The organism is Corynebacterium sp. LK33 (assembly GCF_014334955.1).
GTDB classification, from domain to species: domain Bacteria; phylum Actinomycetota; class Actinomycetes; order Mycobacteriales; family Mycobacteriaceae; genus Corynebacterium; species Corynebacterium jeikeium_D.
The window spans coordinates 185,861-212,359 of the sequence record NZ_PDGU01000007.1; the positions used below are offsets into that span (position 1 = coordinate 185,861).

Consider the following 26,499-nt stretch of genomic DNA (forward strand, 5'->3'; position numbering starts at 1 on the left):
AGACGAAAAAGGAAGGGGCGGTACGGGGAAACTAGTAATCCAGAGTTGTGCGCAGCTCCCACTGCGTCACCTGACGCTGGAACTCGCGCCACTCGCGCCACTTATTGAGCAGGAAGAACTCGTAAACATGGTCACCGAGAGCATCGGCCACCAGATCGGAGCGTTCCATCTCCTGCAGCGCCACCTCCAGGGATGTCGGCAAATCGCGGTAGCCCATCGCACGTCGTTCCCGCTTGGTCAACTCGGAGATGTTGTCCTCTGCCTGCTCCGGAAGCTGGTAACCCTCCTTAATTCCCTTCAAACCGGCGGCCAAAATCACCGAGTAAGCAAGATACGGGTTACAGGCCGAGTCCAAGGAACGAATTTCCACCCGGCGCGAATGTGCCTTACCCGGTGAGTACATGGGCACACGCACGAGAGCCGAGCGGTTGGCCATGCCCCATGTCGCGGACGTCGGAGCCTCATCGCCAAATGCCGTGCGCTTGTAGGAGTTGACCCACTGATTGGTCACAGCGGAAATTTCGCTGGCGTGGGTCAGAATGCCGGCAATGAAACCCTTTGCGGTGTCCGAGAGCTGGTTTTCATCATCCGGGTCATGGAATGCATTGGTGTCCCCTTCAAAAAGGGAAATGTGCGTGTGCATGCCGTTGCCCGGCAAGTCCTGGAAAGGTTTCGGCATGAATGTCGCCTGCACACCATTTTTCATTGCAATCTGCTTAATGATGTAGCGGAAAGACATCACGTTATCCGCCATAGTCAGCGGGTCGGCGTAGCGCAGATCGATTTCCTGCTGGCCCGGCGCGTTTTCGTGATGGGAGAACTCCACAGGGATTCCCATGTCTTCCAACACCGTGATCGCTTCTTGGCGAAAGCGCGGTGCGCGGTCGTAGACCGCCTGGTCAAAGTAACCGCCATTGTCCGTTGGCACCGGCGGCTTTCCATCAGTAGCCAGGCTCTCTACTAGGAAAAACTCAATCTCCGGGTGGATGAACGCGTGGAAGCCCTCGTCGGCAAGCGCCTTAATTTGGCGGCGCAGCACCTGGCGTGGATCTGCCCACGACGGCTGACCGTCGGGCATGACGATGTCGCAGAACATGCGCGCGGACGTGATTGTGTCTTCTTTATGCAGACGCGGCATGACCTGAAACGTCGAAGGATCCGGTTGCGCGATAGTGTCAGCCTCGGAGACGCGGGAAAAGCCCTCCACCGCGGAGCCATCGAAACCAATGCCCTCTTCAAAGGAGCCCTCGAGCTCAGCCGGTGCGACGGCAACGGACTTCAGATACCCCAAAATGTCGGTAAACCACAGACGGATATAACGGATATCTTGCTCTTCGATTGCGCGGAGGACGAATTCCTGCTGACTGTTCATACTTTCCAACGTTACCCAGGTGCCCGGATTCGCGGTACACATTTTGACCATCCGGCGTGGCTAGCCAACTGCCGCACCCGTGCCATAACCGCTGCCCTCGTGGCCTCGAATTGCGGGTGACTATGGCATGCTCTATTGACATGAGCGGAAAAAAGATTCGTCTGAATAATCTGGCCGAATGGAAGGCTGAGTCTCGCCCCTGGGCAATGCTGACTTGCTACGACTACTCCACCGCGCGCGCTTTTTCCGCCGCCGGTGTCGAGCTACTGTTGGTCGGCGACTCTGCAGCAAACGTTGTCTACGGCTACGACACCACCACCGAGATCTCGCTGGAAGAAATGATCCCGCTTGCGCGCGGTGTCGTCCGGGGCGCTGGCAACGCACTTGTTGTTGCCGATCTACCCTTCGGCACTTACGAGGCCTCCGATGAGCAGGCCGTGCTGTCCGCCGCGAAGATGATGCGCGAAACCGGCGCACACATGATCAAGATCGAAGGTGGCGTGCGTATCGCTCCGCGCATCCGTGCGCTGGTCAACGCCGGCATTCCGGTCATGGCGCACATCGGTTTCACCCCGCAGTCCGTCAACGCGCTGTCCGGATTCAAGGTACAGGGGCGCGGTGCGGGGGCGGAACAGCTGCGTGCCGACGCCCATGCGGTAGCCGATGCTGGTGCCGCGGCCGTGGTCCTGGAGATGGTGCCTGCGGATCTGGCCACCGAGATTACCCGCGAGCTATCCATCCCGACCTGTGGCATTGGCGCTGGTAATCAGTGCGATGGCCAGGTTCTCGTCTGGCAGGATGCCTTTGCAGTTCCGGCCGATGGCCGCAGGCCGTCGTTTAGTTCGGTGTTCGAAGAGGTCGGTGAGATGCTGACCATGGGAGCGAAGCAGTATGTCGACCAGGTGCACTCCCGCGAGTTCCCTACTGAGGCGCAGAACTTCTCGGGTTAGCTCTTCGATTCAGGGGTAGAATTAGTGGTTATGGCATCTAAGTCTGGTTCTAAGTCCAAAACTCCAACTGCGGCGTTGGAGGTGGAATCTAAGTTCTCAGCTACCCCAGAAGTGGTAGCCCCATCGTTCGATTTCGTTCCACAGGTTGGCTCCACCACCACTGAGGTGCGAAATCTCTCCGCGATTTACCTGGACACGGCGGACCTGCGTCTGACCCGGTCCAAGCACACTCTGCGTCGCCGCACGGGCGGCCCCGATGAGGGGTGGCATCTGAAGGCGCCGGGTACCGGCGGTCGCCTCGAATACGGCGTTGGCCTGGAAGAGGGCTCTGTTAACGGTGAAGGCCGCGATGCTGACTACATCGTGCCTACTGAGTTGCTTGCCCCCGTCCGCGCAATTGTGCGCAATCACCCGCTGCAACCAATCGCGCAGGTAGACAATGAGCGCCACGTCACCACGGTGTTTGCCCTCGATGGCACACCCATGGCGGAGTTTGCGGATGATCACGTCACGGCGACTTCCTTCCTCGACGGCGGCGAAACCACTACCTGGCGTGAGTGGGAGATTGAGCTGCTCGGGGATTGGGCAAATCACCCGGACGGCAAGGCCGTAATGGCAGCGATGTCCAAGGTCGCTGAGGTGGCTGGCGCCGTGCCGTCGGAAAGCCCATCGAAGTTGGCGACGGCGTTGGGTGACTCCATCGACTCCGCTCCCCTGCCGCCGGTTCCAGCGAAGCTGCCGAAGGGCACTCCGGGGCGCACTGTGGTCGATGCGCTGGCCGCTAACGTGGCCAAGATGGTCGAGTACGACCCGAAGGTACGCCGCGATGAGTTCGACTCGGTGCATCAGATGCGCGTCGCCACTCGTGAGCTGCGCAGTCATATGCAGACCTTCCACGGCATTGTTGTGGGCGATAAGGTCGCTGAACTGGAGAGCAACCTCAAGCAGCTGGCGGGTGTTCTCGGCGTGGCTCGTGACGCTGAGGTCGTCGCTATGCGCTGGGAGGAGTTGCTGGCCAATCGTGAAAGCGCCGCTTTGGGCGAGGAGCTGCGTGCGAATCTCGTCGAGGATGTCCAGAAGGACTACGAGCGCGCCCATCATCGCGTTATTCTCGCACTCAATTCCAGCGAGTACCTGCAACTTCTCGACGATCTCGATGAATTCCTCGCCAATCCGCCAATTGCCGCAAATGCGGACGAGGCCGAGGCTGGGGAAAAGAAGTCTAAGAAGAAGGATGATTCGCTTGCCGACGGCGCGGAGAACGCAGCCGCAGAGGATTCTTCGGCAGCCGACTCCGAGGTCGCGGCTGAGCCTGATACTGCAGCAGCCGATGCAGCAGTTTCCACGACCTCAGACAAGGCCGCACCGGAGAAGGTAGCGACACCGAAGGAACTCGACACCACTGCTGTGCTGCTCGATCACCTGCGCAGCGCGTTTTCGAAGTTCCGTCGTCGCCACAACCTGGTACTCGATGGCCGCGAGGATGCTGATCTGCCAGAGGCAGATTTGGACGAGCGTTACCACGATGTCCGCAAGGCTGCGAAGAAGCTCCGCTACAGCGCGGAAGCTGCTCAGAACGCGGACCTGCCGACCGAGAAGCTCTACGCTGCCTGCAAGAACCTGCAGTCAGTTCTCGGTGACTTCCAGGACACCTGTACTGCGCGCGACTTCGTGCTGGCTCGCGCTAAGCGTGCCTCCCGTGCGGGCAGGGACACCTTCGGCTACGGCGTGCTTTACCAGATGGAGTACTACGACGGTCTGAAGGCCCTGACTGAGTACGACGATGCCGTGGCAAAGGTTTTCAAGGCCTTCCGCAAGATGGAAAAGAAGATTAAGAAGGACAAGAAGGCCTAAAGGCGTAGAGCCTTATTTTTCAGCTACGCCCCAGTCGTCATCTTCTTCATCCCAGTCGTCGGCCGCCTTGTTGCGCTCGGCGACTTTTTCCATGGCAGCGCGGGCTTCCTCTTCGGAATCGTAGGGGCCCATTCGGTCGTCCCAACCGGTTTTCTTCCCCTGAAACACCGTGCCCGTCGACGGCTGGTAGTACCACTTACTGCTGTTGTCGCTCACGATTTTTCTCCTCTTCCACATCGAGAACATGTCGAGTTATCAAGCGGTTCTGCCACCGCCAACTCCACACATAAGCAAACTTGCAGAGAGGCAACCATTTGCCTGCCATGTGCGCTGCGGCGACATAAAATCCCAGTATATAGGTTTGTCACTGTCCCCCGACCCGGGTATTATCGACGGAATTGTTCACCTTAGAACACAAGCGTTGAACGCGAACACTGCACACCAGCACTATGAGTCCGATCTCTGGAGAGGTTTCACCCATGCCCGCCGCACCCGCTGTCGTAAACGACGTCTTCGATGCCGTCGGTTCTAATGCTTCAGTTGCATACGCCCCGGGTTCCATCAACCTGTTGGGTGAGGACTGCGCGTCCTCCGGCGGCATGCTCCTAGCCACCGCCATTCCTGCCTATGCTGCGGTCGGTATCGAGGAAATCGACGAGCAGCAGCTCGTTGTCGTGTACAAGCGCGAAACTACCAAGATGGATTTCCCGGATAGCGTCCCCGCCGCTTTTTCTCAGGTGCCGACCGCTGTCGCGGCTGCCATCGTCGCATTGCAGCACTCGCTGCATCTCGTTCCGCGCAACAGCAACGGCCTGAAGGTCACCATTGCCTCCACTATCGCGCCAGGTCGCGGTTTTGGAGAAATTCCGGCAATTCAGTGTGCCCTCGCACTGGCTCTCAATGCGCGTTTTGGCGACCGCGATGATGTGCCCACCCGCACGCGTATTGCCACCGCTATCCACGAGACCATGGTGCAGATTAAGGGACAGTCGTGGCCGCTGTACCCCTACACCACGGCGCTGCGCAGCCGCCCGGACAGCCTGCTGTGCATCAACCACTCCGATGAGGCAGTCACGCAGACGGCGTTCCCGCAGTCGTTGGCGCTGACTGTCGCTTACTCCCCCGATGTCACCGGCGGTTCGCCCGACGAGGAGCGCTACGAATTCTTCCAGCAGGCCTGCGCCGCTTTTGGCGTGCCGACTCTCGCTAGCCTCCCCGACTCACAGGAGCGGGTCGCGGACTGGGTGCGTGCTCGTCACGAGGTGCACCCGGACGACGAAGACATCCCCACCATCGGCCGTGCCATTCAGTGGCTTGACGAAGCCGACGCATCCTCTGACCGCGCCCGCGCAGTCATCGGCCACATCCGTCACAGCGATATTCAAGCAGCCATCGCAGGGGTTTCGCGCGATGTCAGTGAGCGTGGCTCCGCGCCGTCGGCAAGCTCTGTGCTGGGACAGATTGCCGAGCTGACCGACACCATCGACTGCGAGAAGATTGCCCGTTGTGCGCCGTGCCCGGGTGCGTCGCTGGTGATGTGGTCCCACGTCGACGATGCCGATCGGATTGCCTCCGCGCTTAACGACGGCGGTTCCGAGACCATCCGTGTGGAGAACACTGCGGCCGGCGCGGTGGTCGAGTAAAAAGCTTGTGTGAACGAGTCGGCCTATGAGCCGGATTCTGTCCCTCGGCGCTCCTTTCGGAAAGCGCCGGGTGGCGATCATCCATCTCGGTCTGCCATTGCTGACAGCCTGAAGCAGCACACCCGCGAGTATCGGACGGGCAGCCCTCAAACACTCGCGCACGCGCACGACGAAGCATGCGCGATTTTGCCTTGCTCCTGGTGGGGTTTACCTAGCCGGTGCAATCACTTGCCCCGCTGGTGCGCTCTTACCGCACCTTTTCACCCTCACCGGATCTCCACAGCTTTACGTCAAAGACATCGGCTGTGCGCCCGGCGGTCTATTTTCTGTGGCACTATTCCCGCAGGTCACCCTGGGTTGCTGTTAGCAACCACCATGCCCAGTGGAGTCCGGACTTTCCTCGACAGCGGCCTGGACACACTCTGTAAAAGAGGCGTCCGGTTCCGTTAACTGCCGCGATCACCCGGCCGGCTCGCTCGAATGGTTAGTGTACCCGCCACAACCGCAATTCAAATAACCCGCCGTGCTCGGCTGCTAACCACGCAGGTAGCTGGTGTCGTTAATCAGCCGCACTGATGTCGGCCCATCTGCGTAGAACTCCGCGATGGAGAGGCTGGCCAGGTCCAAGTGCAGGCGAGTGAAGATTTCAAAGCCGCAGCCGAGCCCCTGGCGCAGCAGCGACTTGATTGGCGTGACATGGCTGACTACCAGCACATCCGAGGCACCGAATTGTTGAGCGATGCGCTCACGCGTGGCGCTCACTCGGCTATCGACCGTGCGGAAATCCTCCCCCTCCGGTGGCGCCACGGTCGGATCCGCAAGCCAGGAACTGTGCAGCTCAGGGGTGGCGTTGTGAGCCTCGGAGAAAGTCATGCCCTCCCACTGCCCAAAGTCGGTCTCGCGCAGATCCTCTTCAACGTGGATGTCCAGGCCGAGCGCTTTGGCTGCCGCCTCTGCGGTCTGCTGTGCACGACGCTGTGGAGAGGCCACAATCGCCGAGAAACTCATGTTGCCGCTATCGACCAACGCCGCCAGGTGACGTGCTGCCGCTTCCGCTTGCTGTCTGCCCACCTCTGTCAGGTCGGGGTTCGAACGGCTTCCCGAGTACTCCCGGCGAATCGACATTGGCGACTGCCCATGGCGCAGCAGCACCAACCGCGTGGGATCTGTAGTCGCACCCGTCCAGCCCGGCGCGCTATCGCGCTTGTCTGCAGCCTGGCTCATTTACGCGCCTTTCACCGCTCCCAGCGTTTCCGCACGCACAATCATCGCGCCACATTCAGGACAAAACGTCACTTCTTCCGGCGCAAGCGTGGTGAATTCATGCACGGTTCCTACATCGAGCTCCATGAAGCAGGAACCGCAGGTGCGTCCGTTTAAGCGGGCAACGGGGATGCCGTTAGCAAGCGCTAGACGACGGTACAGCTTGGCTGCCGAACCATCAATGAGTTTGTCAGCCTCTTCGATTCGGGTCTCAGCGATGGAAATGCGCGCAATGAGGTCAACCTCGGCGTCGTTAAGCCTTTGCTTGGCGGCGACGATGTCATCGTGCGCCTCGTCGGCGTCGTATTCGTGCTCAGCGTCGACCTGATAGGCCTCCTGCATGCGCTCGTACTGCTGGAGTTCCTGTTCAGCGCGTTCGCGGCGGCGCTTGGTGGAGCGCAGGTCGTGCTCGAGGTCACGGCGCGTGGATGCGTCTTCTGCGGCACCGAGCGACAGACGGTCAGCCTTTTCGCGGGCCTTCAGCTTGTTGATGTCCGATTCCAGCTTGGCAATATCGCGGCCGATATCGGAGGCGCTGAGCTTGGAGCGCGCTGCCTCACTGGCCTGACGGCTGTGCTTTTTGCGCAGCTCCTGCAACTCAGCACGCTCGGGCAGAACGTTCTGGCGGGCGGTGAGCCCATCCAACTGAGTTTGGTTTTCCGCCTTTTCCAACATCGCAACTTGGATTTGTGGACTAAGCCTCATGGTCTTCACTTCCTTGCCTGTGTCGACGATTTTGCCACTGTCCAGGGATCGGTGCGCACCTCAAGGACCTCGGTCGCGACCCCGAGCCTCTCGGCCAGCATGTCTGCGGCCTGGTAGCACCAGGGGAACTCGCTGGCCCAGTGAGCCGTGTCCACCACGCAGAAGTCCGCGGTCCGCAGTGTCTCATCGACAGGATGATGCCGCAGGTCAGAGGTAACGAACGCATCGACGCCCATCTTTGCCACAGTGTCCAGGAAAGAGTCACCTGAACCAGATGCGACGGCAACCGTGCGAATCATCCGCTCCGGATCGCCTGCGCCACGCACGCCCCATGCCGTTGCAGGCAGGCGCTCAGCCACACGGGCGACGAAGTCCTTAAATGGCATCGGCGTATCCAGCGTGCCCACTCGCCCAATGCCCACAGCCTGCTGTGGATCCAAGCCGGTGGCTTGATTGTCCACGATGTCGAAGGCCGGTTCCTCATACGGATGCGCTGCAACGAGAGCCTTGACAATCGCCGCGCGCACGGACCGTGGCGCGACCATCTCCAGGCGCACTTCCTCGACATACTCAATCTGCCCCTCGGCACCGATGAAGGGATTCGCCCCGCTCAGCGGGCGGAACTGGCCGCGGCCGTTAATGCGAAACGCACAGCTGTCGTAGTCGCCGATAGTGCCCGCGCCCGCCTCAAACATGGCTTGCGCGACCTTATCGACGTGATCTGCCGGAACCTTCACCGTCCAGGTATCCAAGCCGGGAGCCGGCTGCGGAGCCAGCGGCGCACCCGGTTCAACTCCGAGCACCGTGGCCAACTGGTCGTTGACACCCGGTCGGGCGCTGTCAGCGTTGGTGTGCGCTGCAAAAAGAGCTACACCTGCCCGGATCAGCTTATGAATAATCCGACCCTTCGGTGTATCCGCCGCCACGGAATTCACACCACGCAGAAGTAGCGGATGGTGCACAACGAGCATCTGAGCACCGGAGGCAATCGCGCGATCTGCAACCTCGTCAGTGCAGTCCAGCGCCAACGCGATACGACGCACCTCATCCTGCGGGTCACCGCAAATCAGGCCGACTTTATCCCAGCTCTCCGCCAGTGCCGGCGGGTAGGCCGCATCCATCGCCGCACGCACGTCGGCGACGGTCACCACCGTGTTATTACCCTCGGCACGGGTCTGCGCAGAGTCCGTCATACATCCATCCCTTCAACATGCATTTCTCTCCAGCTTCTCTTCCAGCGTAGTGAACTCTGCCCCGCCCCATCAGTTCTGCGACAGCAAATCCGCTACTTCCGCAATAAGCCGCCGCACACTCGTCTCGTCCCGCACAGCCAGCCGCCACCACGAACCGTCCAAACCGGCGAAGGTGTCGCAACGCCGCACGGCTACTCCGCGCGCAGCGAGCCGCTGTCTCAGGCGCTCGTGCTTGACGACGTCAACCTCCGCAGCGCCCGGACCATCATGCGTGCTCAGGGCAACCCCCGGGCGTGCCAGCACAAAGGGAGCCTTGGAATCCAACACCTGCCAGCCGGCGGCTACTAACAGCTGTGTCATAGCCTCGCGCTGCTGACCAATCTCAGCGCGGATTTGTGGCAACAGCTCTGCCTCGCGACGCGCGATTGCCGCCATAGAGGTAAGTTGCAGCGTGCCCAGTGGCCAGTGCGGACGCAGTCGCCCCAACTTCGCCAGGAGCTCAGGGGTTCCCAGCGCGTAACCACAGCGCAGGCCTGCGATTGCCCAGGTCTTAGTCATGCTGCGGAAAACGATGACATTATCGGGGATACTGTTCGCTTCCCCCGGCCTGCAATCAGCTAGCGAGCACCGCCGAATAATCTCACCATCGGCGACGTCCATAAATGCCTCATCCACGACCAAGATCCCACAACGGCTGGCGAGCCCCCGCAGGTCATCCGCTGAATGAGCAACACCGGTGGGGTTAGTCGGATTGCCGATGATGACCATCCGGCCGTCAAGCTGCTGGGAATGCGGGGAGGAGGCGTTCTCGTGGACGTCGGCAAGCGTAGGCGTGAGCGTGTACGGCGACGGTAGTACCAGCGAATCCACCCCGACTCCCGCGGCGCGGAACGCGGCTTCAGGTTCGGTGAACTGCGGCTGGACGATGGTGGCGGGCAAGCCCAGGTGCGGCAAGAGCGAAAAGCCCTCGGCGACGCCGTGGAGAAGCAGTACCTCGTCGGCGCTGCGATTGTGGTTGGTGGCAATGGCAGCGCGGACGTCGGCATCGAGCTGCGCAGACGGATACGCGGCAAGTTCTCCGAGGGACGTGGCCAGCGAGTCCTGCAGCCACTGCGGTGTGGTGCCGTGAACATTGACGGCAAAGTCCAGGTCAGCGCCATGGGCGGCCTGATCGCCGTGATAGCGCAGCGGGTCGTCTAACATGCCATCCAGCCTAATGACCTTTTAGGATGAACAATATGTCCACTGGCCATCGCCCCACTGTCCTTATTGATGTCGACGGCACCATCGCCGATTCTCTCCCCGCAATCGCACATGGATTCCGCCTTGCATTGAAGGCAATTGACCACCCATTTCCGCCCGAAAGCTTTATCAACACGATCCCCGGCCCGCCAATGGTGGAGACACTCGCATCCCTCGGACTTTCCGACGAACAAGTCGACCGAGCCTTCGCTGTGTACATGGAGCATCAACACGCCGGTGCTTGGCAGCGTGCCGAGATGTTCCCCGGCTGGCCGGAGCTCCTGCGCGATTGGCGGGCAGCAGGTGTCCAACTAGCCACTGCGACGTCCAAGGGCGACTACTTCGCCCGCAAGACCCTGGACAATTTCGGGCTTCTCGACGCCTTTGACTTCATCGGCGCCGCCAGCGACGACGGCTCACGACAGACAAAGACCGAGGTCATTGAGTACACGCTCAAGGAGTTGGGCATTGAAACCGATGAAGCAGTGCGCCCGCGTGGTTCGGTCGTAATGGTCGGCGATCGTATCCATGATTTTGAGGGCGCCGCACAGTTCGGTATCCCCGCCATCGCTGTTAAATGGGGCTACGGCTCAGAATCTGAGTGGGCATCGGCAGCGGCGGTGGCGTCCTCGCCTGAGGACCTGAATCGTGTTGTGCGGGAAATGTTGTATCTTTAAGACTCGTCAACGATTAGTGACAATCCTATTTTTATTTTCCGAGAAGTTTGGTTTTGCCTATTATGCTTATGAACTCGTCGCATCGTACTGAGTCCGTGTACGTCGTGTTTGTCTGCTCCGGAAATATCTGCCGCTCCCCCATGGCTGAAATCATCGTCCGTGACGCGGTTGAAGCCAATGCGCTTGCCGACGATGTCCTGCTCGCCTCCTGCGGAATCGGCGGCTGGCATGTCGGCGAACCCGCCGACGAGCGAGCACAAGCCGAGCTGGAAAATGCTGGCTACGATCCGAACCACACCGCGGCACAGCTGGGCGATGAGCACATGGATGCAACGCTTTTCATCGCCATGGATGAATCGCACATCAATGGTCTACTCCACGCTGGCGTGCCAAAAGAGAAGATTCGCCTGATGCGTTCCTTCGACCCGGCATCCCCGAAGGGGGCCGTCGTGGCCGATCCTTACTACGGAGGTCCGGAGGGATTCGTCCGCACTCGAAACGAAATTGAGGCCGCGACGCCGGGAATCATCGCATGGTTGCGTGAGACTCTGGCGCTGGCCTCTGAGCGTTAAGGTTTCAAAACAACCTTTTCTTTTGTTTTGCTGGCATTGCCCCGGTTTCGAAACGCCCAAATCTTATTCAAGATGAAGTTAGCGGGCGTACCCAAGATGACGCCGATGAGGTTTGCCCAGTAGAGGCGGTTCCTAAAGCCGGTGGAGTCGTCGAAAATATCCACCGGCAGTGCCAGTGGCGAGGTGGGGTTAGTCAGCAGCGTGATAACAACCAGGTTCACAATCAGTGCTGAGATACCTGCAAATAAAAACGGGAAGAACTGTCTAAACCAGTTCGGGCGATTGTCAGTTCGGAAAGTCCAGGACCGGTTGAGCTGGAAGTTCCAGATGTTAGCCACGACAAACGCCAGAGTTGCATAGACGTGGGAGTAACGGATATTCCACCGCGTTCCGAACAAGTTCATAAACACGTCGTGCTCATTGGTGCCCAGACTGAGGCCCAACTTGCGGGCAATAATCACGACAATCAGGTTGACAACCACACCTGTGCCGCCGACCAGACCGAACTTGATGAACTGGCGCGAGACTGTGCTGAAGCGGCGTGAAGGCGAAGATTTCGCTGTTTGCGTGCCCACCACGACACCTCTCTTTCCATCTATCCCCGGGTAGATTCCCCGTCAAATACGCTCAAATAACTTTACCCGAAGTTCACTCAATCTCCGCACCGCCAATCACCAGCCGCTCTAGTGCCATCCACAGCACCGGGTAAGCTCAATGAATGTGTTTAAGAATGTGCGCCAGTTTCTGACCCCTGGATGGGTTCTCACTGCGATTGTCGCCATTGCGTTTTCCTATCTCGCATTTACTGTTCTGGCTCCGTGGCAGTTGGGTAAGAACACCGCGACGCAGCATCGCAATCAGCAGCTTGAGCACTCATTCGAGCTCGACCCCGTAGATGTCAATGAGCTAATGCCCAAGGGCAAAGGCTTCGTCGAGGGCAACGAATGGCGTCGCGTTACCGCCACCGGGTCCTTCCTGCCGGATACCCGCGTACTATTGCGTAACCGCCCAGTAAATGGCGCACCCGCTGTCCAGGTACTCGATGTCTTCGTCGCTAACAATGGCGAAAACTACCTGGTCAACCGTGGCTTTGTACGCCCTACAGACTCCAGCACCCCCAATGTTGAGCCAGCCCCGAAGGGCACCTTGACTATCTCGGCCTTTACCCGCCGAAACGAGATTCCCGCCGAGACCGCTCCAATCGCCGGCACCCCGCCGCAGGTCTACGGAATCAATACCAAGGAAGTGTCCGAGCTAGTCGACACCGAACTCAACCCCGATTGGCTTCAGCTCTCGGACAAATCCGATGCCGTCATCGAGGCCATTCCGCTGCCCACTCTGGAGTCCGGCCCCTACCTCTCCTACGGCATTCAATGGATTTTCTTCGGCGCTCTCGTGCCGCTTGCCGTCGTCTGGTTCATTCGCGCTGAAATCGTCGAGCGCAGACGAGACCGCGCGGAGCAGGAGGAGATGGCCAAGAACCTCCGCGACGCCGAAGCCGCGGAACCAGTAGATGACGCTGATGCCACCGAGGCCGCAACACCCGAATCGGACGACGACGCCACTCCGACGCCTCCGCCGGCTAAGTCCGACGAGGATCGCGCCGCCGAGCTGCACCGTCAGCGCATGGCGCAACGCTACGGCAACACTGGCCACCGCGCCGCAGGTTATCGCGATAACCGATACGACGAGCGTTTCTAACTCTCAGCTCGCGCTTTCACGCGTCGGATACATCCGGCAATTACTGCTGCTCCGGCGCAGCTGAGCGCAACAATGTTTTGCACTCGCTTGCTCAGCCCTGCGGCACGCCGCACATCGGCCACCGCAGGCCTCCGACCACTGCCAAGCACCGGGCGCATCTCCACTCCGCTGGGATACACCGTCGCGCCGCCCAGCTGCAGCCCCAGCGCGCCTGCAGCGCTTGCCTCCACGACGCCCGCGTTTGGACTTGGGTGGTTGCCGGCGTCTCGTCGCCACGCTACCAATGCTTGACGACGGTCCGGACCTGCAACCACAGTTGCGACAGCTGTAAGTCTCGCGGGGAAGAACCCGGCGACGTCGTCAAGCCGTGCACTGGCCCACCCGAACTGTCGATAGCGAGCGTTGCGGTACCCCACCATCGCGTCGAGGGTATTAGCCGCTCGATGAGCGACCACACCAGGAGCGCCTGCAATGGCACCCCACATGAGAGTGCCGGTGACTGCGTCGGAGGTATTTTCAGCGAGCGATTCGACGGTCGCTCGGGCGATGCCATCAGCGTCGAGAGCTTCCGGATCACGCGAACACAACCACGGCACAAGTTCGCGGGCGGCATCGATGTCGCCGGAGGTGAGTCGGTCAGTCATGCGCTCGCCAGTACGGCGGAGAGTGGTGCCGCCGAGCGAAGCCCACGTGGCGGCAGCCAGCGTGAGACTCGGTGCGACTGTGCTGACTGCGGCGGTAAGCGCTACCGGTGTGGCCACGGCGATTGCGGTGAACGCCACTCCGCGCGCTTTGGAGTCGGCGTAGATTCGGCGCTCAAGTTTGCTGACGGCCTGCCCGTAGAGGGCCACCGGATGGTGATTGGTGGGGTCTGCGAAAATGCGGTCAAGTGCATACCCCACTGCGATAGCCGCACCACGCCGCCAGAGGTGTCGACTTCTGGCATGTGTACGCAATCTAATCAAACTGTCCCTGCAGAACGGCTGCGACATCGAGCGGAGTGACATGCGCTGCCGGATGGCGGTGCTGCGATGCAGCCATCAAGGTGTAATCACAAGTGTGCCGGATACCGAGCAAGTGCCCAAACTCGTGGGCAAGAGTGCTGCGAATTGCATCGGGATAGAGAGTGGAAGTAACGAAAACCGTCATCTCCTTACTAATTTCCGATGCAGAAGCTAAGACTCGCGAGTCCGGCCTTGGCACATAGCGAACGTTCACAGTATCCGAATCAGCCTTGTCCTTGGTCACTTCCCGAAGCACTACCTTGCCACCGAGCTTTTCATTCCACTCTTGAGTAGCAGCATCTAGCTGTGCGCGGTACGGAAAATCCGGGGCAACAACGTAATCCAAAGTGCCGTCGGCAATGTAGGAAGGCATCTGATCCGAGAGATGGAGAATCGACGGATTATCCACCGGCTCTCCCGCATCTGCAGCCTTGACCATTGCTTTACAGGTGGCCGAATCGATTATCGGTTTACCATCCCCGCCGATTGCGTAGGCGGGAGCGCCCGCGAGCAGAGATCCGACAAAAACAATGGTGGCAAGCGATTTTGTAAAACGCACAGACCGGAAGTTTAGCACAAACAAAATCCGCCCGGATTCTCCATTACAAGAATCCGGGCGGATTATGTCTGTGCGGCGAGAGGGTTTCGAACCCCCGACCGCTGGTGTGTAAAACCAGAGCTCTACCGCTGAGCTATCGCCGCGCTGCTGCGAAACTTTAACACACGGCAAACATAGATTGCCAATTGCGCACTACACACAGCGTTTATGCAGATTATTTCAATAGCTCGGCTAGTAGCCGATTCAAACGGGACAGCGAAAGCCGGCTAGCTAGAGCGCTGCACCAGGCAATTGCCCTGCCAATCCCCCAGACGAAGCGCCGAGGTGTTGGAGAAACCTGCCAGCTGTGCGGACTCGTCAATCACACCAGGATCAATGGCACCCGGCTGACCAGCACCCGGCGTGAGCAACCAAACGCGGCCTTCATCCTCCAAAGGGCGGGAAGCATCCACAAGACCATCGACCAAGTCGCCGTCTTCTTCACGCCACCACAGCAATACGACGTCGACAACCTCATCCGTGTCTTCGTCGAGCAGGTCTGCATCCAGGAAATTCTCGACCGACTCACTGATTGCTGAGTCACAGTCCGTATCCCAGCCAACCTCCTGGACTAGCTGACCTTCCTTGATGCCGAGCCTGCTCGCATATTCATGAGCAGCGCCTGTGGCGTTGACCACTTCCCTTTTCCTCCTCTAGAAAAAATATTCAGCTCGATTTTTCGAACTATGTGGAGAAATTTTACCGCTCAAATACATTTTTCACAGCTGCAAAATAAGAATTTCCCCAAAAAGGTGCAGTTTTCGCAGTGTTCTTCGCAATGTTCGTCGTAAAGCCGACCGGATTGTTCGGTGAAAGCGTGTGCAAGAAACGGCTAGGGGCACAACAAACGATTCAGACGTAGAGTGGAGAAAAATAACCTTTGCCTTTCCTTCAGGGACTGAAAGGAGCTCACAATGTCCGATACCTCGTCGGGTACGCCACAAGCCCACTCTGATGAGTCAAACTTTGCCCTTATCCGTGATGGGGTCGCCTCCTATCTCACGGATGCAGATCCTGAAGAGACCAAGGAGTGGCTTGAGTCTCTCGACGGACTGTTAGAAGAGGCAGGTCCGGAGCGCGCACGTTTCCTCATGCTGCGCCTGCTGGAACGTGCCACGGCAAAGCGCGTGGCTCTACCGCCGCTGACCTCGACAGACCTCGTCAACACCATCCCAACTGAGATGGAGCCAGAATTCCCAGGCGATGAGGACATTGAGCGCCGCTACCGCAAGTGGATTCGCTGGAATGCGGCAATTATGGTCCATCGCGCACAGCGTCCGGGTATCGGCGTGGGCGGACATATCTCCACCTATGCGGGCGCCGCACCGCTTTACGAGGTCGGCTTTAACCACTTCTTCCGCGGCAAAGACCACCCAGGCGGCGGTGACCACGTCTTCTTCCAGGGCCACGCTTCGCCGGGTATGTACGCCCGCGCATTCCTAGAGGGGCGTCTGACCGAAGAGGACCTCGACGGTTTCCGTCAGGAAGTCTCCCTCGGCGAGGGCAATGGCCTTCCCTCCTACCCGCACCCGCATGGCATGCCAGAATTCTGGGAGTTCCCGACGGTGTCCATGGGCCTTGGTCCGCTCAACGCCATCTACCAGGCACGCTTCAACCGCTACCTGCATGACCGCGGCATCAAGGACACCTCACAGCAGCACGTTTGGGCCTTCCTCGGTGACGGCGAAATGGACGAGCCGGAATCTCGTGGCGCCATTCAGCATGCGGCGCTGAACAACCTGGATAACCTGACATTCGTCATTAACTGTAACCTGCAACGCCTCGACGGTCCGGTGCGCGGCAACACCAGCATCATCCAGGAGCTGGAGTCGTTCTTCCGCGGCGCTGGTTGGAATGTCATCAAGGTCGTTTGGGGCCGCGAGTGGGACGAGCTCTTCGCTAAGGACAAGGACGGCGCACTAGTCGACCTGATGAATAAGTTCTGCGATGGCGATTACCAGACGCTGAAGGCTAACGACGGCGCTTGGGTGCGCGAGCACTTCTTCGGCCGTGACCCGCGCACTGCCAAGCTGGTCGAGGACATGACCGACGAGGAGATTTGGAACCTCCGTCGCGGTGGCCACGACTACCGCAAGATTTACGCTGCCTACAAGAAGGCCTTGGAGACCAAGGACCAGCCGACCGTCATTCTGGCGCACACGGTTAAGGGCTATGGCCTCGGCCATAACTTCGAGGGCCGCAACGCGACCCACCAGATGAAGAAGCTGACGCTCGATGATCTGAAGCTTTTCCGCGATAACCAGCGCATTCCGATCTCCGACGAGGAGCTGGAGAAGGATCCTTACCTGCCGCCGTACTACAACCCGGGCCCGGAGTCCGAGGAAGTGCAGTACATGCTGGAGCGCCGCAAGGAACTCGGCGGTTTCGTGCCGGAGCGTCGCACTAGCTACGAACCACTGACAACGCCAAAGCCGGAAACCCTGAAAAACCTCCTCAAGGGATCAGGTAAGCAAAAGGTTGCCACCACTATGGCGACGGTGCGTGTTTTCAGGGACCTGATGCGCGATAAGGATCTCAAGGACCGCTTCGTGCCTATCATCCCTGATGAGGCCCGCACTTTCGGCATGGACTCCTGGTTCCCGACGCTGAAGATCTACAACCCGCACGGCCAGAACTACACCCCGGTCGACCATGAACTGATGCTGTCCTACAAGGAAGCGAAGGACGGCCAGATTCTGCACGAGGGCATTTCTGAGGCGGGCTCTGTGGGGTCGTTTACCGCTGTCGGCTCGGCGTACGCCACCCATGGCGTGGCCATGATTCCGCTCTACATCTTCTACTCGATGTTCGGTTTCCAGCGCACGGCTGACTCCATCTGGGCTGCCGGTGACCAAATGTCCCGCGGCTTCCTACTCGGCGCTACCGCCGGTCGCACGACGCTGACAGGTGAAGGCCTGCAGCACATGGACGGTCACTCCCAGCTGCTGGCAGCTACGAACCCGTCCGTGGTCTCCTACGACCCAGCATTCGGCTACGAGATTGCTTACATCGTCTGCGACGGTATCGACCGCATGTATGGTCCGGAGCGCGGCGAAGATGTCATTTACTACCTCACTATCTACAATGAGCCGACTTCGCAGCCGGCTGTCCCGGAAGACCTCGATGTCGAAGGGCTGCTTGGCGGTATCTACCGCTTCCGCAAGGCTGAGGGCGACAAGCATGTCAACCTGCTGGCTTCCGGCATTGGCATGCAGGAGGCGCTGCGCGCCGCGGACATCCTGGAAGACTACGGTGTGGCTTCCTCGATTTACTCGGTGACTTCGTGGAATGAGCTGGCTCGCGATGGACACGAGCGTGACACTGAGCGTCTGCACAACCCGGCTGAAGAGGTCGAGGACGCCTTCGTTACCCGCCAGCTGTCCGACACCGATGGGCCATTCATCGCAGTGACTGACTTCCAGCGTGCGGTCCCGGAGCAGATTCGCAAGTGGGTTCCAGGTGACTACACCGTCCTCGGCACCGATGGCTACGGCTTCTCGGATACCCGTCCGGCCGCTCGCCGCTACTTCAATTCCGACGGCGAGTCAGTCGCTGTTGCGGCCCTGGCCGCACTGGCACGCGCTGGCAAGCTCGACAAGAGTGTCGCCCAGGAAGCAGCCGAAGAGCTGCAGATTACCGATCCAACCGCAACCACTCAGGGCGCTGAATAATGACCTCTAGCCTTGGAGATCAGCTCAGCGCCCTACTGGGCACACAGGTCACCGGGGCCAGGGACGCTGACGATGCCAATGCAGCGAACGCGGGCTCGAAGAAGGGTTCCGCCGACGCTGACCTGCCCGCAGGTCTTCACGGAGAGGTCGCGGCAATCGTCAAAAAGATGGCTAACGACGCGGTGGAGTCCTTAGAGCTCCCCACTCCGCTGACCGACTACGGCTTTGACCGCTTGAGCGTCGTAGAGTTGGCCGTCCGCTGTGAGGAAGAGCTGGGAGTCCGCATTGAGGACGAGGACATTCCCTCGTTTAAGACCCTTGGCGATGTAGTTGACTACATCGCCGCCCGGCGCGGGTAGAGCTGCAGCACGTTAGCTGCCTCTACCCCACCGAGGTCTGCGTTGCCAGCGGTCGAGTTGCCGCTGGCACTGTCGGGTCCGGCAGGGGTGGACGTCGTAAAGCACTCTTCGGGGGCGTAGCCTGCCGTCATCATGCGCATCGGCTCTAACACGCGATCCCACGGCCCGCCGATGGCCGCGTCGAGGGTTCCTTCGATGTCGCCGCCGCGTGCCATGATGGAACGCAGCGCATCCTCGTTGACCACGATGTTTCCGGCGGCATCGGTCTGTCCGGCGAAAGTCCCCAGCTGCGGGGTATGGCAGTAGCGCATGCCATCGATGGCGTAGCCGTCATCATCCACGGCTGGGTCTTGCGCCAGCTCGAAATAGAGGCGCGGCCACCTAGCCAGGTTGTCCACCAGTGTGGCGATGGTGTCAGCACTTGCAGTGAAAGGCACCTCGGCGCACAAAGTGGCATCCTGGTCGGTCGCACGCCAAATATCCCGGCCTGGCTTAGTGCCATCGGGCATGCTGAGTCGGGCCAGCGCCCACGTGATGTGTGGTTGCAGCGGCCCTGGCATGCTGTGAATCCACAGAACGCCTGAAAGTTGGGTGCGCATAGACGAAGGTCCTCGGAAAAGTTGCGGTCAATTGGTGTAAGACGAGATTCGTCTTCCCCTACGAACTCATCCAACGACACTTGCCACACTGCAGAAAAAGCACTGCGGTAAAACAACACTTCTGAGGTTTGCGTTGCACGTGTTTATGATTGTTATTTCCGAGACGGCTGCTGGCAACCCTCAAGTTGTCCTTAATCCCCCAGATGTGATTTATCGCTGAGACGAAAAATCGGCGCCGCAAGCGACGCCGACTTAGCTCATATCCCCTTAATCTTCAGCGTGTTCTTCCAGCTCACGCCAGAGTTCATCATTGAAATCCGTCCACAGCGGCTTAGCCCACTCGCCGAAATCTCGGTCGGTCAGCGCGATCGCCGCCCGTCCGGTTGGACGATGCAGCCACAGGAACGTGCCCACCTGCCCGAAGTGGCCTGCGACATCCTTGGGCATCGAAGCACCAAACCACAGCCCCTGCTTGGAATCGGGGTGTCCGAAAATCTCAAAACCCAGGCCCCAATCGGCCGGACGTTGCATACCATAGCCCGGCACGACACCATTCAGGCCCGGGAACTGCACGGTCAACGCTTCGGTCACGGTATCGGGATGCAGCAGAGTCGGGGTGAAGATCTCATCGACGAAGGCCATGAGATTAGCGACGCTGCTACGCGCGCCATGCCCTGCCGAGCCATCCAGTACGGAATCCGCCATCCCCAGCGGCTCAAACACGGCCTGGCGCAGGTATTCACTAAACGGCATCTCTGCCTCCGCAGCGATGGCATCGGCGATGATGTCAAAGCCCGCGGAGGAGTAAATGCGCCGCTCCCCTGGTTCTTTTTCCAGCTCGCGGCTGGCAAAGCCCACCCCGCCGGCGTGTGCCAGAAGGTGACGCACAGTCGCGCCGTGACCGGGTGGCGTGAGCTCTTGGTCGAGCTCCACCGCGCCCTCTTCGACGGCCACAAGCATGCCCACAGCGGCCAGTAACTTGGTCACGCTAGCGAGCTCAAAAACGCGACCGCTATCACCGTGGGTGTGCCAACTGCCATCATCGGCACGCACGGCAGCCGCGACCGTGTCAACTGGCCACTGATCAACTTGCGCAAGAACAGAGGGCTTCCAAGAAGTCATGGCCTCAAGACTACGCAAGCGTGGCGGACTCGGACTTTTCGGCGGACTCGGACTTCTCAGCAGGCGCGTCTGCAGACTCATCGTCCGACTCGTCGGCTGGCGACAGGTCGGCGTTGGCGCTGGCGTCCCACTCGTCCTTGTCCCAGATTCCCGCACGCTTTGCGACGACCAACGGGACCACAGCCTGACCGGTGACGTTCACCGCAGTGCGGCCCATATCCACGATCGGCTCGACAGCCAGCAGGAGGCCGACACCGGCGAGTGGCAGGCCAAGGGTCGACAGGGTCAGGGTCAGCATGACGGTAGCGCCGGTGGTGCCAGCAGTTGCAGCCGAACCGATGACGGAGACGAAAATGATGAGCAGGTAGTCCGTGAAGTCCAACGGCACACCGTAGAACTGCGAGACGAAGATAGCCGCGATAGCCGGGTAAATGGCGGCGCAACCATCCATCTTCGTGGTGGCGCCCAGCGGTACGGCGAAGGAGGCGTACTCATCCGGCACTGCCAGACGACGGGAGACAACGCGCTCAGTGACTGGCATGACGCCCATAGACGAACGGGTGAAGAAGCCGAGCGAGGTCACTGGCCAGACGCGACGGAAGAAGTCGATTGGGCTAATGCCATGAATCTTCAGCACGACTGGGTACACGACTGCAATGACCAGGAACAGGCCAACGTAAATAGCAATGGCGAACTTGCCCAGGCTGCCGAGCGCTTCCCAGCCATACTCAGCGACGGCGTGGCCGATGAGGGCTGCGGTACCAATCGGTGCCAGACGGATGACCCACCACAGGACCTTCTGCACGATGGTCAAAAGAGAGCCGGAAAACTCGATGAATGGCTCAGCCTTCGGGCCAACCTTCACTGCGGCGACACCGAAGACAATCGCGATGACCAGCAGCTGCAGGACGTTGAAGTTCAGCGATCCAGATACAGCACCGTCAGATTCGCTGATCTTCACGCCAAGGCCGAGGAAGTTCTGCGGGACAATGCTCTGCAGGAATCCCCACCAGGAGCCCACGGAACTCGGCTCTTGCGCTGCCGAGGCATCCACACCAGAGTTAACGCCCGGTTTGATGACCAAGCCCAGCACGATGGCGATGACCACCGATACAAAGGACGTAATGGCAAACCAAATCAGTGTCGAAACAGCCAGCTTGGCTGCACCTGCGACCTGACGCAGGTTGGCAATCGACACTACGACTGCGGTGACAACTAGTGGCGGGATGAGCAGCTTCAACAGCGTGACGTAGGTACTGCCGACCTCGTCGAGCGCTGTGCGCAGCGAGGAGTCATCGCCAGTACTGCGGGCCATGAAGCCCAAAATGAGACCAATAATCAGGCCATAGACAACTTGGGCACCGAAGCCGGTCGCCCATTTAAATTTATTCACTTTTCCTCCTGGAGTTTTATTTCTCTGAAAACACTTGTGCCGCGCCTTATGCCGTCTGACAAATGCGCGCGACGGGATCCGAGGCCGCTGAGCTCAGCCTCGAAGAGACAGGCGCAGCGAGGCGGAAGCCCCGAAGTGTTTAACGACAGGAGGAAGTGGAGATTCGGCCGTAATCGAGCCAACGCCGCTTTGTGAGCATTTTCATGTTGGTCATTTCTATCTAGCAAGTCCGGTTAAGAGACAAACGATAAGACTGCCACGATTGATGTTGTGACACCAATTTCCAACACGGCCCCTCACCCGAATATTCCACATCGCTAATTCGATTTCTCAGCCTGCCTGCGCAACTGCAGTACCTTCAGCGAGCAGAGGAAGCCAATAGTCAACGCGCCGACAGCGGAATACAGCGCAAACTGCGTGGCATGTGCAAACGCATTTGTCAGCGGCACCAACACACTGTCGGGAGCACCCTGCGCACGCAGACCAATCAGCATCGAGCCAGCGGAATCCTTCAGCCCCTGCCCCATCTGCTCCAGGCCCGGCGACAGCTTCGCGATCTCACGATCCAGCCCAATCGTCAGCGCCATACCACCGAGCGCAGCACCGAGCGCCGAACCAATCTGCCGAATTGTCGACTGCGTTGCCGATGCCTGCCCCGACAGACGCACCGGAATATCGCCAAGCACCAACGAGGTCAGCTGCGCCGATGCCAGACCAAGACCCAGACCGTAGACAATCAATGCAAACACAACCAGCCACAGCGGCAGGTCAACGCGCTCTTCGGCCGCCAACTGCAGCGAACCAAAGACCTCGAGACCAAGGCCCACAATCACCACACCGGCCGGGGTAATCCGAGCTGCCAGATGACGCGCCATGGCACCTGCGAAGAACGCACCGAGAGCCATTGCTGCCAGGACCAGGCCGGTTGCGATCGTCGATAAGCCAATCGCCGACACCAGGTAGAGCGGCAGCACGAAGACCAGCGCGAACTCACCCACCGCGACAAGCATCGCCGTGGTATTCCCCCAGCTGAACGTGGCGTAGGAGAACATCGACACGTCCAACAGCGCAGGATCCGCGTTCTTCCGACGACCGTTTTCCCACAGTACGAAAGCGACAAGCACCACCGCACCAACCAAGAGCGTGACGAGGGGCGCGGAGGGAAAAGCAAACCCTATCTTGGCGCCTTGAATGATGCCGAAGACCACGGCACCAAAGCCAATTCCAGACAACACCAGGCCAAGGACATCGAAGCGACCCGCGCCATTGGTATCGCCTGCGGTGTTCGGCACCCAGCGCAGCGCAAGGACGAAAAGCACGACGGCGATAGGCACGTTGACCCAGAAGATAGCTTCCCAACCAGCAAACTGCGTAAGCACGCCACCCAGGAGTGGGCCGACTGCTGCAGCACCAGACATGACCGCACCCCAGATGCCGAATGCGGTGGCACGATCTTTATCACGGAATAGTGCGTTCACGCTGGACAGTGTTGATGGCAGAATGCACGCGCCACCAATGCCTTGGATGACGCGGGCAATGACCAGTGGCGCCAAGGCTGTGGAAAGTGCGGCCACGACGGAGCCGACCGTGAAGATGACCAGACCGACGAGAAAAAGCGTTCGACGGCCGAAGCGGTCGCCAGCGCGGCCAGAGGTCAGGAGTAGTGCGGCGAAAACGACGGAGTAGATTGTGGTGATCCACTGCGCGCCCACGATGTCGAGACTCAGCTCCGAAATGATGGTCGGCAATGAAACACCGACGATGGTGCCGTCCAGGACGATCATGCCGAGGCCAACCGCGAGCACGAGCAAACCCCACCAGCGCTGTGGTGAGGCCGCGAACTCAGCGATCTGATCCTCGTTGGCGATTGCCATGACGGTGGTGCCCTTCGCTTTCGCTGTGGCACCGGGTTGTGCGTCGGCTGAGACGTCGGCGCTGCTCAAGGAAGGTTTTGTACTCATAGGACTAATGCTAGAAGTGTCCAAGCACTGATTCATCAACCGAAAGTCGTAACTTTGCGGAAAGATCAGCTTCGTTGAGAACGGGGATTACCTTCGTCGACACGGAAACACTTTGCTTCATTGAAACTGTGCAATGGCAGCCGAACCCGCTGGGTATAGGGCTTTTATCACCGCACGGTGGCAGATTGCTATGATGCTATGAGGTTTTGGGCACTGGTTCATAGTGCTTAATTGTCACTTCATAGTGCCCAATCCTTGCCCCTATAGCTCAGTCGGTTAGAGCAGAGGACTCATAATCCTTTTGTCGCAGGTTCGAGCCCTGCTGGGGGCACTAAATGCCCTGGTGGGCGAACTTCCACGGTTCGACTACCGGGGGACGTTCCCTTTTTGTTCCCTTTTTGGACGTTTCCGCAGGTCATTCAAAGATGGGACTAAAGGCGTGGAAGATGGGGCGTTAAATATCCTCGTGACCTGTGAAGATGTTAAAGATTTGAAGATGTGGGTCTACAGGGTGCGCACATCTTGGCTACTTCTTCTTTGCTAGTTTTCCGGCGTTGACCATTTCGTGAATCACGGATACAGCTGGGGTTAGCGCAACAAGTTCCCCCGGCGTCCACACGTCGGCAGTCGTTCGAATAAAACGAGCGCGTGAGTAGATTTCGACGTTGCCATACTTGCGCCCTCGTGCTTCTGGCAACAGTCCAAAGATGTGGAGACCGTTGCCGGATATTGAGCGCTCAATAAAAGCGCCGGGTACGGCGTTGATGATACGGCGCGCCCATGCCTGTAGTCTGCCATTGCGAAAACAGCCGTCTAGATCGATGCACGCAAACCCGGCACCGAGCATGAAACCATGATTGCAACCTTTGACGTCTGCGAATTGTGCCCATGTTGTGGAATCGGTAGAAGATGCAGCGCGCCCGTTTGTCTGAAATGGTCGCTTACCCCGAGCAGCCGCCCACCGTTTAGCGTCGGTCATTTGCTCCGGGTACTGGTTACGTTTCCGCAGGCGGTACGCCTTTTGCCGACATCTTGAAGAACAGTAACTACGGATACGCCCCGGGGCTTGAATAGGGAGCGGGGTGCCACACACTTCGCATTGTTTGCGCATACTTTAATTTTACCATCGTTCGTTACGTTTCGGTATGCTGACCAGCGGGTTTAACGCTCTATTTTTATGGCGTGCAGATTGGCGCGTTACAAGCCTAAAACTAGGTTGGAAGCGTTTTTACATTGTCGCAGGTGAGAACGTTTTCCTATGGGACATTCTGGGCTGTTTTTACCCCTGAACTGGGAAAATGCTGTAACCCGTACACAAAAACGAAAGCAATGCCCTCCGCCCTGGCTGGCTGCTGGAAACGGGAGCCCTCCCCCACCCCGTGCGCGCAACTGGTGCGGCGTGGTGGCGGGGTTTGCATTCGGTGAGGGCGGTTAGGCAATTCGCCCGTTGGCGTCTCGGGTGACTTTGCTGTGAGTGTCGGCGTGACCGGCTGGAAAGTCGGCGCGTTGTCCGTTCTTGTACTGCTCGATCATGATTTTCTTCCACGGCTCAGTAGAGTCACGATAGTGTTCTGCTGCATATTCGGCGCGTTCGCGTTGCTGTTGACGTCGAATAGTGGCGAGAATCTTTTCCCCCTGCTCTGCGGTGGGGTCATTCTGGGCAGGCGCGTGGGAATTGCGGTAGGTGGGGTTGATGTGATGACCAGCCGGGTTAAAGGGCGTCACGGTTTACCTCTGTTGCAAACAGTGACGGGTTCCACAGGCGCATTACTTCGTCGTGAGTAGCAATCACGCTTGGGTCTTCTGGTGTTCCGTCTGCATTGAACCGCACGTTAGCGGCATCGCGTGTTAGGCAATACTTTCCAACAAATCGCGGCGCAGGCGAAACACTTCGACAATCCTCAATGAATCGGCTTCGCTCGTCGTTTGCCAAGACGTCATTGACACGTTTGTACGAGTCTTGCACGGTTCCGATGCGACCGTCACCATCAAGGAACCAATCAATCGGCGCGGCGAACTTCATTTGCGGATTAGTTCGCATCGTTCGCACGCCCTCTAGATCGATGAACCGATAGACACCTGGAATGCTTGACGGTCCTGTTACAAGCCAATGCTTAAACAGGTCTTTGATTGCGGCAATCGTCCGTAGGTGCGGCGCGCGCCCCCGCCATTGGGCTAGATCCTCCTCGGTGGCCTCTGCCAACAGCTGGGCAGGCGACGGCTCCGTTGAGCCCCAACGCTGTTCAATCTTGGCAAGGTAAGCGTTAGCGGTATCCCACTTCTTACCGATTTGGGACAGCACTGCATTCATGACGTCTTCAGTTTTCCACTGCGTGACGGCTTGACGCTCATAGAAATCAGCGTGTGTCGTGTAAAGCTCCAAAGTCTCAGCAATCGCCCGGTGCTCTGCGGCTTGCTTCGCCACAGTCGCTAGGTCGCCGCCCGGGGTAGCTGATTCAAGCAAATCCCCCAGGGGGTCGGTCTTGTAGGTAGTAGCCAGCAGCGCATCGATGTCGGCGAACTTATCCCGGGTTTGAAGCAAGGGGGCGAGGGTCTTCTTAGACACTCCCGCCCTGCCCAGGGCATCAATGAACGTGGCCAGGTGTTCAACCGCCATTGT

At 59.2% G+C, this 26,499-nt stretch carries 24 protein-coding genes, 2 tRNA genes, 1 other RNA gene and 1 pseudogene; 9 read left to right on the forward strand and 19 right to left on the reverse strand.

The genetic code is table 11. The features are described 5' to 3' along the window. Positions 1–31: 31 nt before the first annotated feature. The gene (locus CRD20_RS01685; RefSeq protein ID WP_005511085.1) at positions 32–1,372 is read right to left on the reverse strand and encodes a glutamine synthetase family protein; all 1,341 of its coding nucleotides are present in this window, start codon (positions 1,370–1,372) and stop codon (positions 32–34) included. Positions 1,373–1,512: 140 nt separating this feature from the next. On the opposite strand from CRD20_RS01685, the gene panB reads away from it, so the two are divergent. Together panB and CRD20_RS01695 are read left to right on the forward strand one after the other, a co-directional pair. Beyond that, positions 1,513–2,322, forward strand: a complete 810-nt coding sequence (gene panB / locus CRD20_RS01690; protein ID WP_246819696.1) for a 3-methyl-2-oxobutanoate hydroxymethyltransferase — start codon at positions 1,513–1,515, stop codon at positions 2,320–2,322. A gap of 30 nt (positions 2,323–2,352) precedes the next feature. Next, positions 2,353–4,176: a CYTH and CHAD domain-containing protein gene (locus CRD20_RS01695; RefSeq protein ID WP_187404724.1), complete on the forward strand. Its 1,824-nt coding sequence runs from the start codon at positions 2,353–2,355 to the stop codon at positions 4,174–4,176. 12 nt (positions 4,177–4,188) lie between these two features. Here CRD20_RS01695 and CRD20_RS01700 read toward each other — a convergent pair whose 3' ends face one another. Continuing rightward, the gene (locus tag CRD20_RS01700) at positions 4,189–4,392 is read right to left on the reverse strand and encodes an SPOR domain-containing protein (RefSeq protein ID WP_016423068.1); all 204 of its coding nucleotides are present in this window, start codon (positions 4,390–4,392) and stop codon (positions 4,189–4,191) included. 263 nt (positions 4,393–4,655) lie between these two features. Here CRD20_RS01700 and CRD20_RS01705 point away from each other — a divergent pair, with 263 nt between their 5' ends. Beyond that, positions 4,656–5,819, forward strand: coding sequence for a galactokinase family protein (locus CRD20_RS01705; RefSeq protein WP_049170173.1), 1,164 nt, complete (start codon positions 4,656–4,658; stop codon positions 5,817–5,819). A gap of 10 nt (positions 5,820–5,829) precedes the next feature. Here CRD20_RS01705 and rnpB read toward each other — a convergent pair. The 5 genes and pseudogenes from rnpB to cobC all read right to left on the reverse strand — a co-directional run bounded on the left by rnpB (position 5,830) and on the right by cobC (position 10,183). Continuing rightward, an RNA gene (gene rnpB, locus CRD20_RS01710) (RNase P RNA component class A) lies at positions 5,830–6,294 on the reverse strand. 59 nt (positions 6,295–6,353) lie between these two features. Further along, positions 6,354–7,019: pseudogene (locus tag CRD20_RS01715) on the reverse strand (histidine phosphatase family protein); the annotation flags it as partial. A gap of 24 nt (positions 7,020–7,043) precedes the next feature. Beyond that, positions 7,044–7,787, reverse strand: a complete 744-nt coding sequence (locus CRD20_RS01720) for a zinc ribbon domain-containing protein (RefSeq protein WP_070644142.1) — start codon at positions 7,785–7,787, stop codon at positions 7,044–7,046. Between the two features lie 5 nt (positions 7,788–7,792). Beyond that, positions 7,793–8,980, reverse strand: coding sequence for a Nif3-like dinuclear metal center hexameric protein (locus CRD20_RS01725; protein ID WP_070644107.1), 1,188 nt, complete (start codon positions 8,978–8,980; stop codon positions 7,793–7,795). A gap of 69 nt (positions 8,981–9,049) precedes the next feature. After that, a complete protein-coding gene (gene cobC, locus CRD20_RS01730; RefSeq protein WP_070644110.1) occupies positions 9,050–10,183 on the reverse strand; it encodes an Rv2231c family pyridoxal phosphate-dependent protein CobC in 1,134 nt (377 codons plus the stop codon). A 35-nt stretch (positions 10,184–10,218) separates the two neighbouring features. On the opposite strand from cobC, the gene CRD20_RS01735 reads away from it, so the two are divergent. Both CRD20_RS01735 and CRD20_RS01740 read left to right on the forward strand, forming a co-directional pair. After that, a complete protein-coding gene (locus CRD20_RS01735) occupies positions 10,219–10,899 on the forward strand; it encodes an HAD hydrolase-like protein (protein WP_070644112.1) in 681 nt (226 codons plus the stop codon). Positions 10,900–10,967: 68 nt separating this feature from the next. Continuing rightward, on the forward strand, positions 10,968–11,471 hold the full coding sequence (locus CRD20_RS01740; RefSeq protein ID WP_369707166.1) for a low molecular weight protein-tyrosine-phosphatase: 504 nt from the start codon (positions 10,968–10,970) through the stop codon (positions 11,469–11,471). On the opposite strand, the gene CRD20_RS01745 is transcribed toward CRD20_RS01740, so the two are convergent. Further along, a complete protein-coding gene (locus tag CRD20_RS01745) occupies positions 11,468–12,049 on the reverse strand; it encodes a GtrA family protein (RefSeq protein ID WP_042388795.1) in 582 nt (193 codons plus the stop codon). The genes CRD20_RS01740 and CRD20_RS01745 overlap by 4 nt on opposite strands. A gap of 136 nt (positions 12,050–12,185) precedes the next feature. Here CRD20_RS01745 and CRD20_RS01750 point away from each other — a divergent pair, with 136 nt between their 5' ends. Beyond that, positions 12,186–13,172, forward strand: a complete 987-nt coding sequence (locus tag CRD20_RS01750; RefSeq protein WP_049189600.1) for an SURF1 family protein — start codon at positions 12,186–12,188, stop codon at positions 13,170–13,172. On the opposite strand, the gene CRD20_RS01755 is transcribed toward CRD20_RS01750, so the two are convergent. The 4 genes from CRD20_RS01755 to CRD20_RS01770 form a co-directional block, all read right to left on the reverse strand. Further along, positions 13,169–14,164, reverse strand: a complete 996-nt coding sequence (locus tag CRD20_RS01755) for a cobalamin biosynthesis protein (RefSeq protein ID WP_370449428.1) — start codon at positions 14,162–14,164, stop codon at positions 13,169–13,171. The genes CRD20_RS01750 and CRD20_RS01755 overlap by 4 nt on opposite strands. Continuing rightward, positions 14,130–14,735 carry a hypothetical protein gene (locus tag CRD20_RS01760; RefSeq protein ID WP_126108112.1) on the reverse strand — a complete coding sequence of 202 codons (606 nt, stop codon included), beginning with the start codon at positions 14,733–14,735 and terminating at the stop codon, positions 14,130–14,132. The genes CRD20_RS01755 and CRD20_RS01760 overlap by 35 nt, the downstream gene beginning before the upstream one ends. A 71-nt stretch (positions 14,736–14,806) precedes the next feature. Beyond that, a tRNA-Val gene (locus CRD20_RS01765) sits at positions 14,807–14,878 on the reverse strand. Positions 14,879–15,001: 123 nt separating this feature from the next. Continuing rightward, positions 15,002–15,412, reverse strand: a complete 411-nt coding sequence (locus tag CRD20_RS01770) for a DUF3052 domain-containing protein (protein WP_005511050.1) — start codon at positions 15,410–15,412, stop codon at positions 15,002–15,004. 276 nt (positions 15,413–15,688) lie between these two features. Between CRD20_RS01770 and aceE the strand changes: the two genes are divergently transcribed. Both aceE and CRD20_RS01780 read left to right on the forward strand, forming a co-directional pair. Continuing rightward, positions 15,689–18,445, forward strand: a complete 2,757-nt coding sequence (aceE, locus tag CRD20_RS01775; RefSeq protein WP_187404725.1) for a pyruvate dehydrogenase (acetyl-transferring), homodimeric type — start codon at positions 15,689–15,691, stop codon at positions 18,443–18,445. After that, the gene (locus CRD20_RS01780) at positions 18,445–18,804 is read left to right on the forward strand and encodes an acyl carrier protein (protein ID WP_187404726.1); all 360 of its coding nucleotides are present in this window, start codon (positions 18,445–18,447) and stop codon (positions 18,802–18,804) included. Before aceE ends, CRD20_RS01780 begins: the two co-directional genes overlap by 1 nt. On the opposite strand, the gene CRD20_RS01785 is transcribed toward CRD20_RS01780, so the two are convergent. The 4 genes from CRD20_RS01785 to CRD20_RS01800 all read right to left on the reverse strand — a co-directional run bounded on the left by CRD20_RS01785 (position 18,780) and on the right by CRD20_RS01800 (position 23,879). Further along, on the reverse strand, positions 18,780–19,403 hold the full coding sequence (locus tag CRD20_RS01785) for a DUF3145 family protein (RefSeq protein ID WP_070546216.1): 624 nt from the start codon (positions 19,401–19,403) through the stop codon (positions 18,780–18,782). The genes CRD20_RS01780 and CRD20_RS01785 overlap by 25 nt on opposite strands. Before the next feature lie 267 nt (positions 19,404–19,670). Continuing rightward, complete coding sequence (locus CRD20_RS01790; RefSeq protein WP_187404727.1) at positions 19,671–20,525, reverse strand: serine hydrolase; 855 nt, start codon at positions 20,523–20,525, stop codon at positions 19,671–19,673. A 10-nt stretch (positions 20,526–20,535) separates the two neighbouring features. Continuing rightward, a complete protein-coding gene (locus tag CRD20_RS01795) occupies positions 20,536–21,918 on the reverse strand; it encodes a dicarboxylate/amino acid:cation symporter (RefSeq protein ID WP_070644125.1) in 1,383 nt (460 codons plus the stop codon). Positions 21,919–22,235: 317 nt separating this feature from the next. Further along, positions 22,236–23,879 (reverse strand): DHA2 family efflux MFS transporter permease subunit, encoded by a 1,644-nt coding sequence (locus CRD20_RS01800; protein WP_187404728.1) that lies wholly within the window; start codon positions 23,877–23,879, stop codon positions 22,236–22,238. 257 nt (positions 23,880–24,136) lie between these two features. Between CRD20_RS01800 and CRD20_RS01805 the strand changes: the two genes are divergently transcribed. Further along, positions 24,137–24,210, forward strand: a tRNA-Ile gene (locus CRD20_RS01805). Between the two features lie 195 nt (positions 24,211–24,405). On the opposite strand, the gene CRD20_RS01810 is transcribed toward CRD20_RS01805, so the two are convergent. The 3 genes from CRD20_RS01810 to CRD20_RS01820 form a co-directional block, all read right to left on the reverse strand. After that, positions 24,406–24,726: a hypothetical protein gene (locus CRD20_RS01810; RefSeq protein ID WP_255468669.1), complete on the reverse strand. Its 321-nt coding sequence runs from the start codon at positions 24,724–24,726 to the stop codon at positions 24,406–24,408. Between the two features lie 584 nt (positions 24,727–25,310). Continuing rightward, on the reverse strand, positions 25,311–25,604 hold the full coding sequence (locus CRD20_RS01815; protein WP_187404730.1) for a hypothetical protein: 294 nt from the start codon (positions 25,602–25,604) through the stop codon (positions 25,311–25,313). Then, a complete protein-coding gene (locus CRD20_RS01820; RefSeq protein ID WP_187404731.1) occupies positions 25,591–26,496 on the reverse strand; it encodes a hypothetical protein in 906 nt (301 codons plus the stop codon). The genes CRD20_RS01815 and CRD20_RS01820 overlap by 14 nt, the downstream gene beginning before the upstream one ends. Positions 26,497–26,499: the final 3 nt, after the last annotated feature.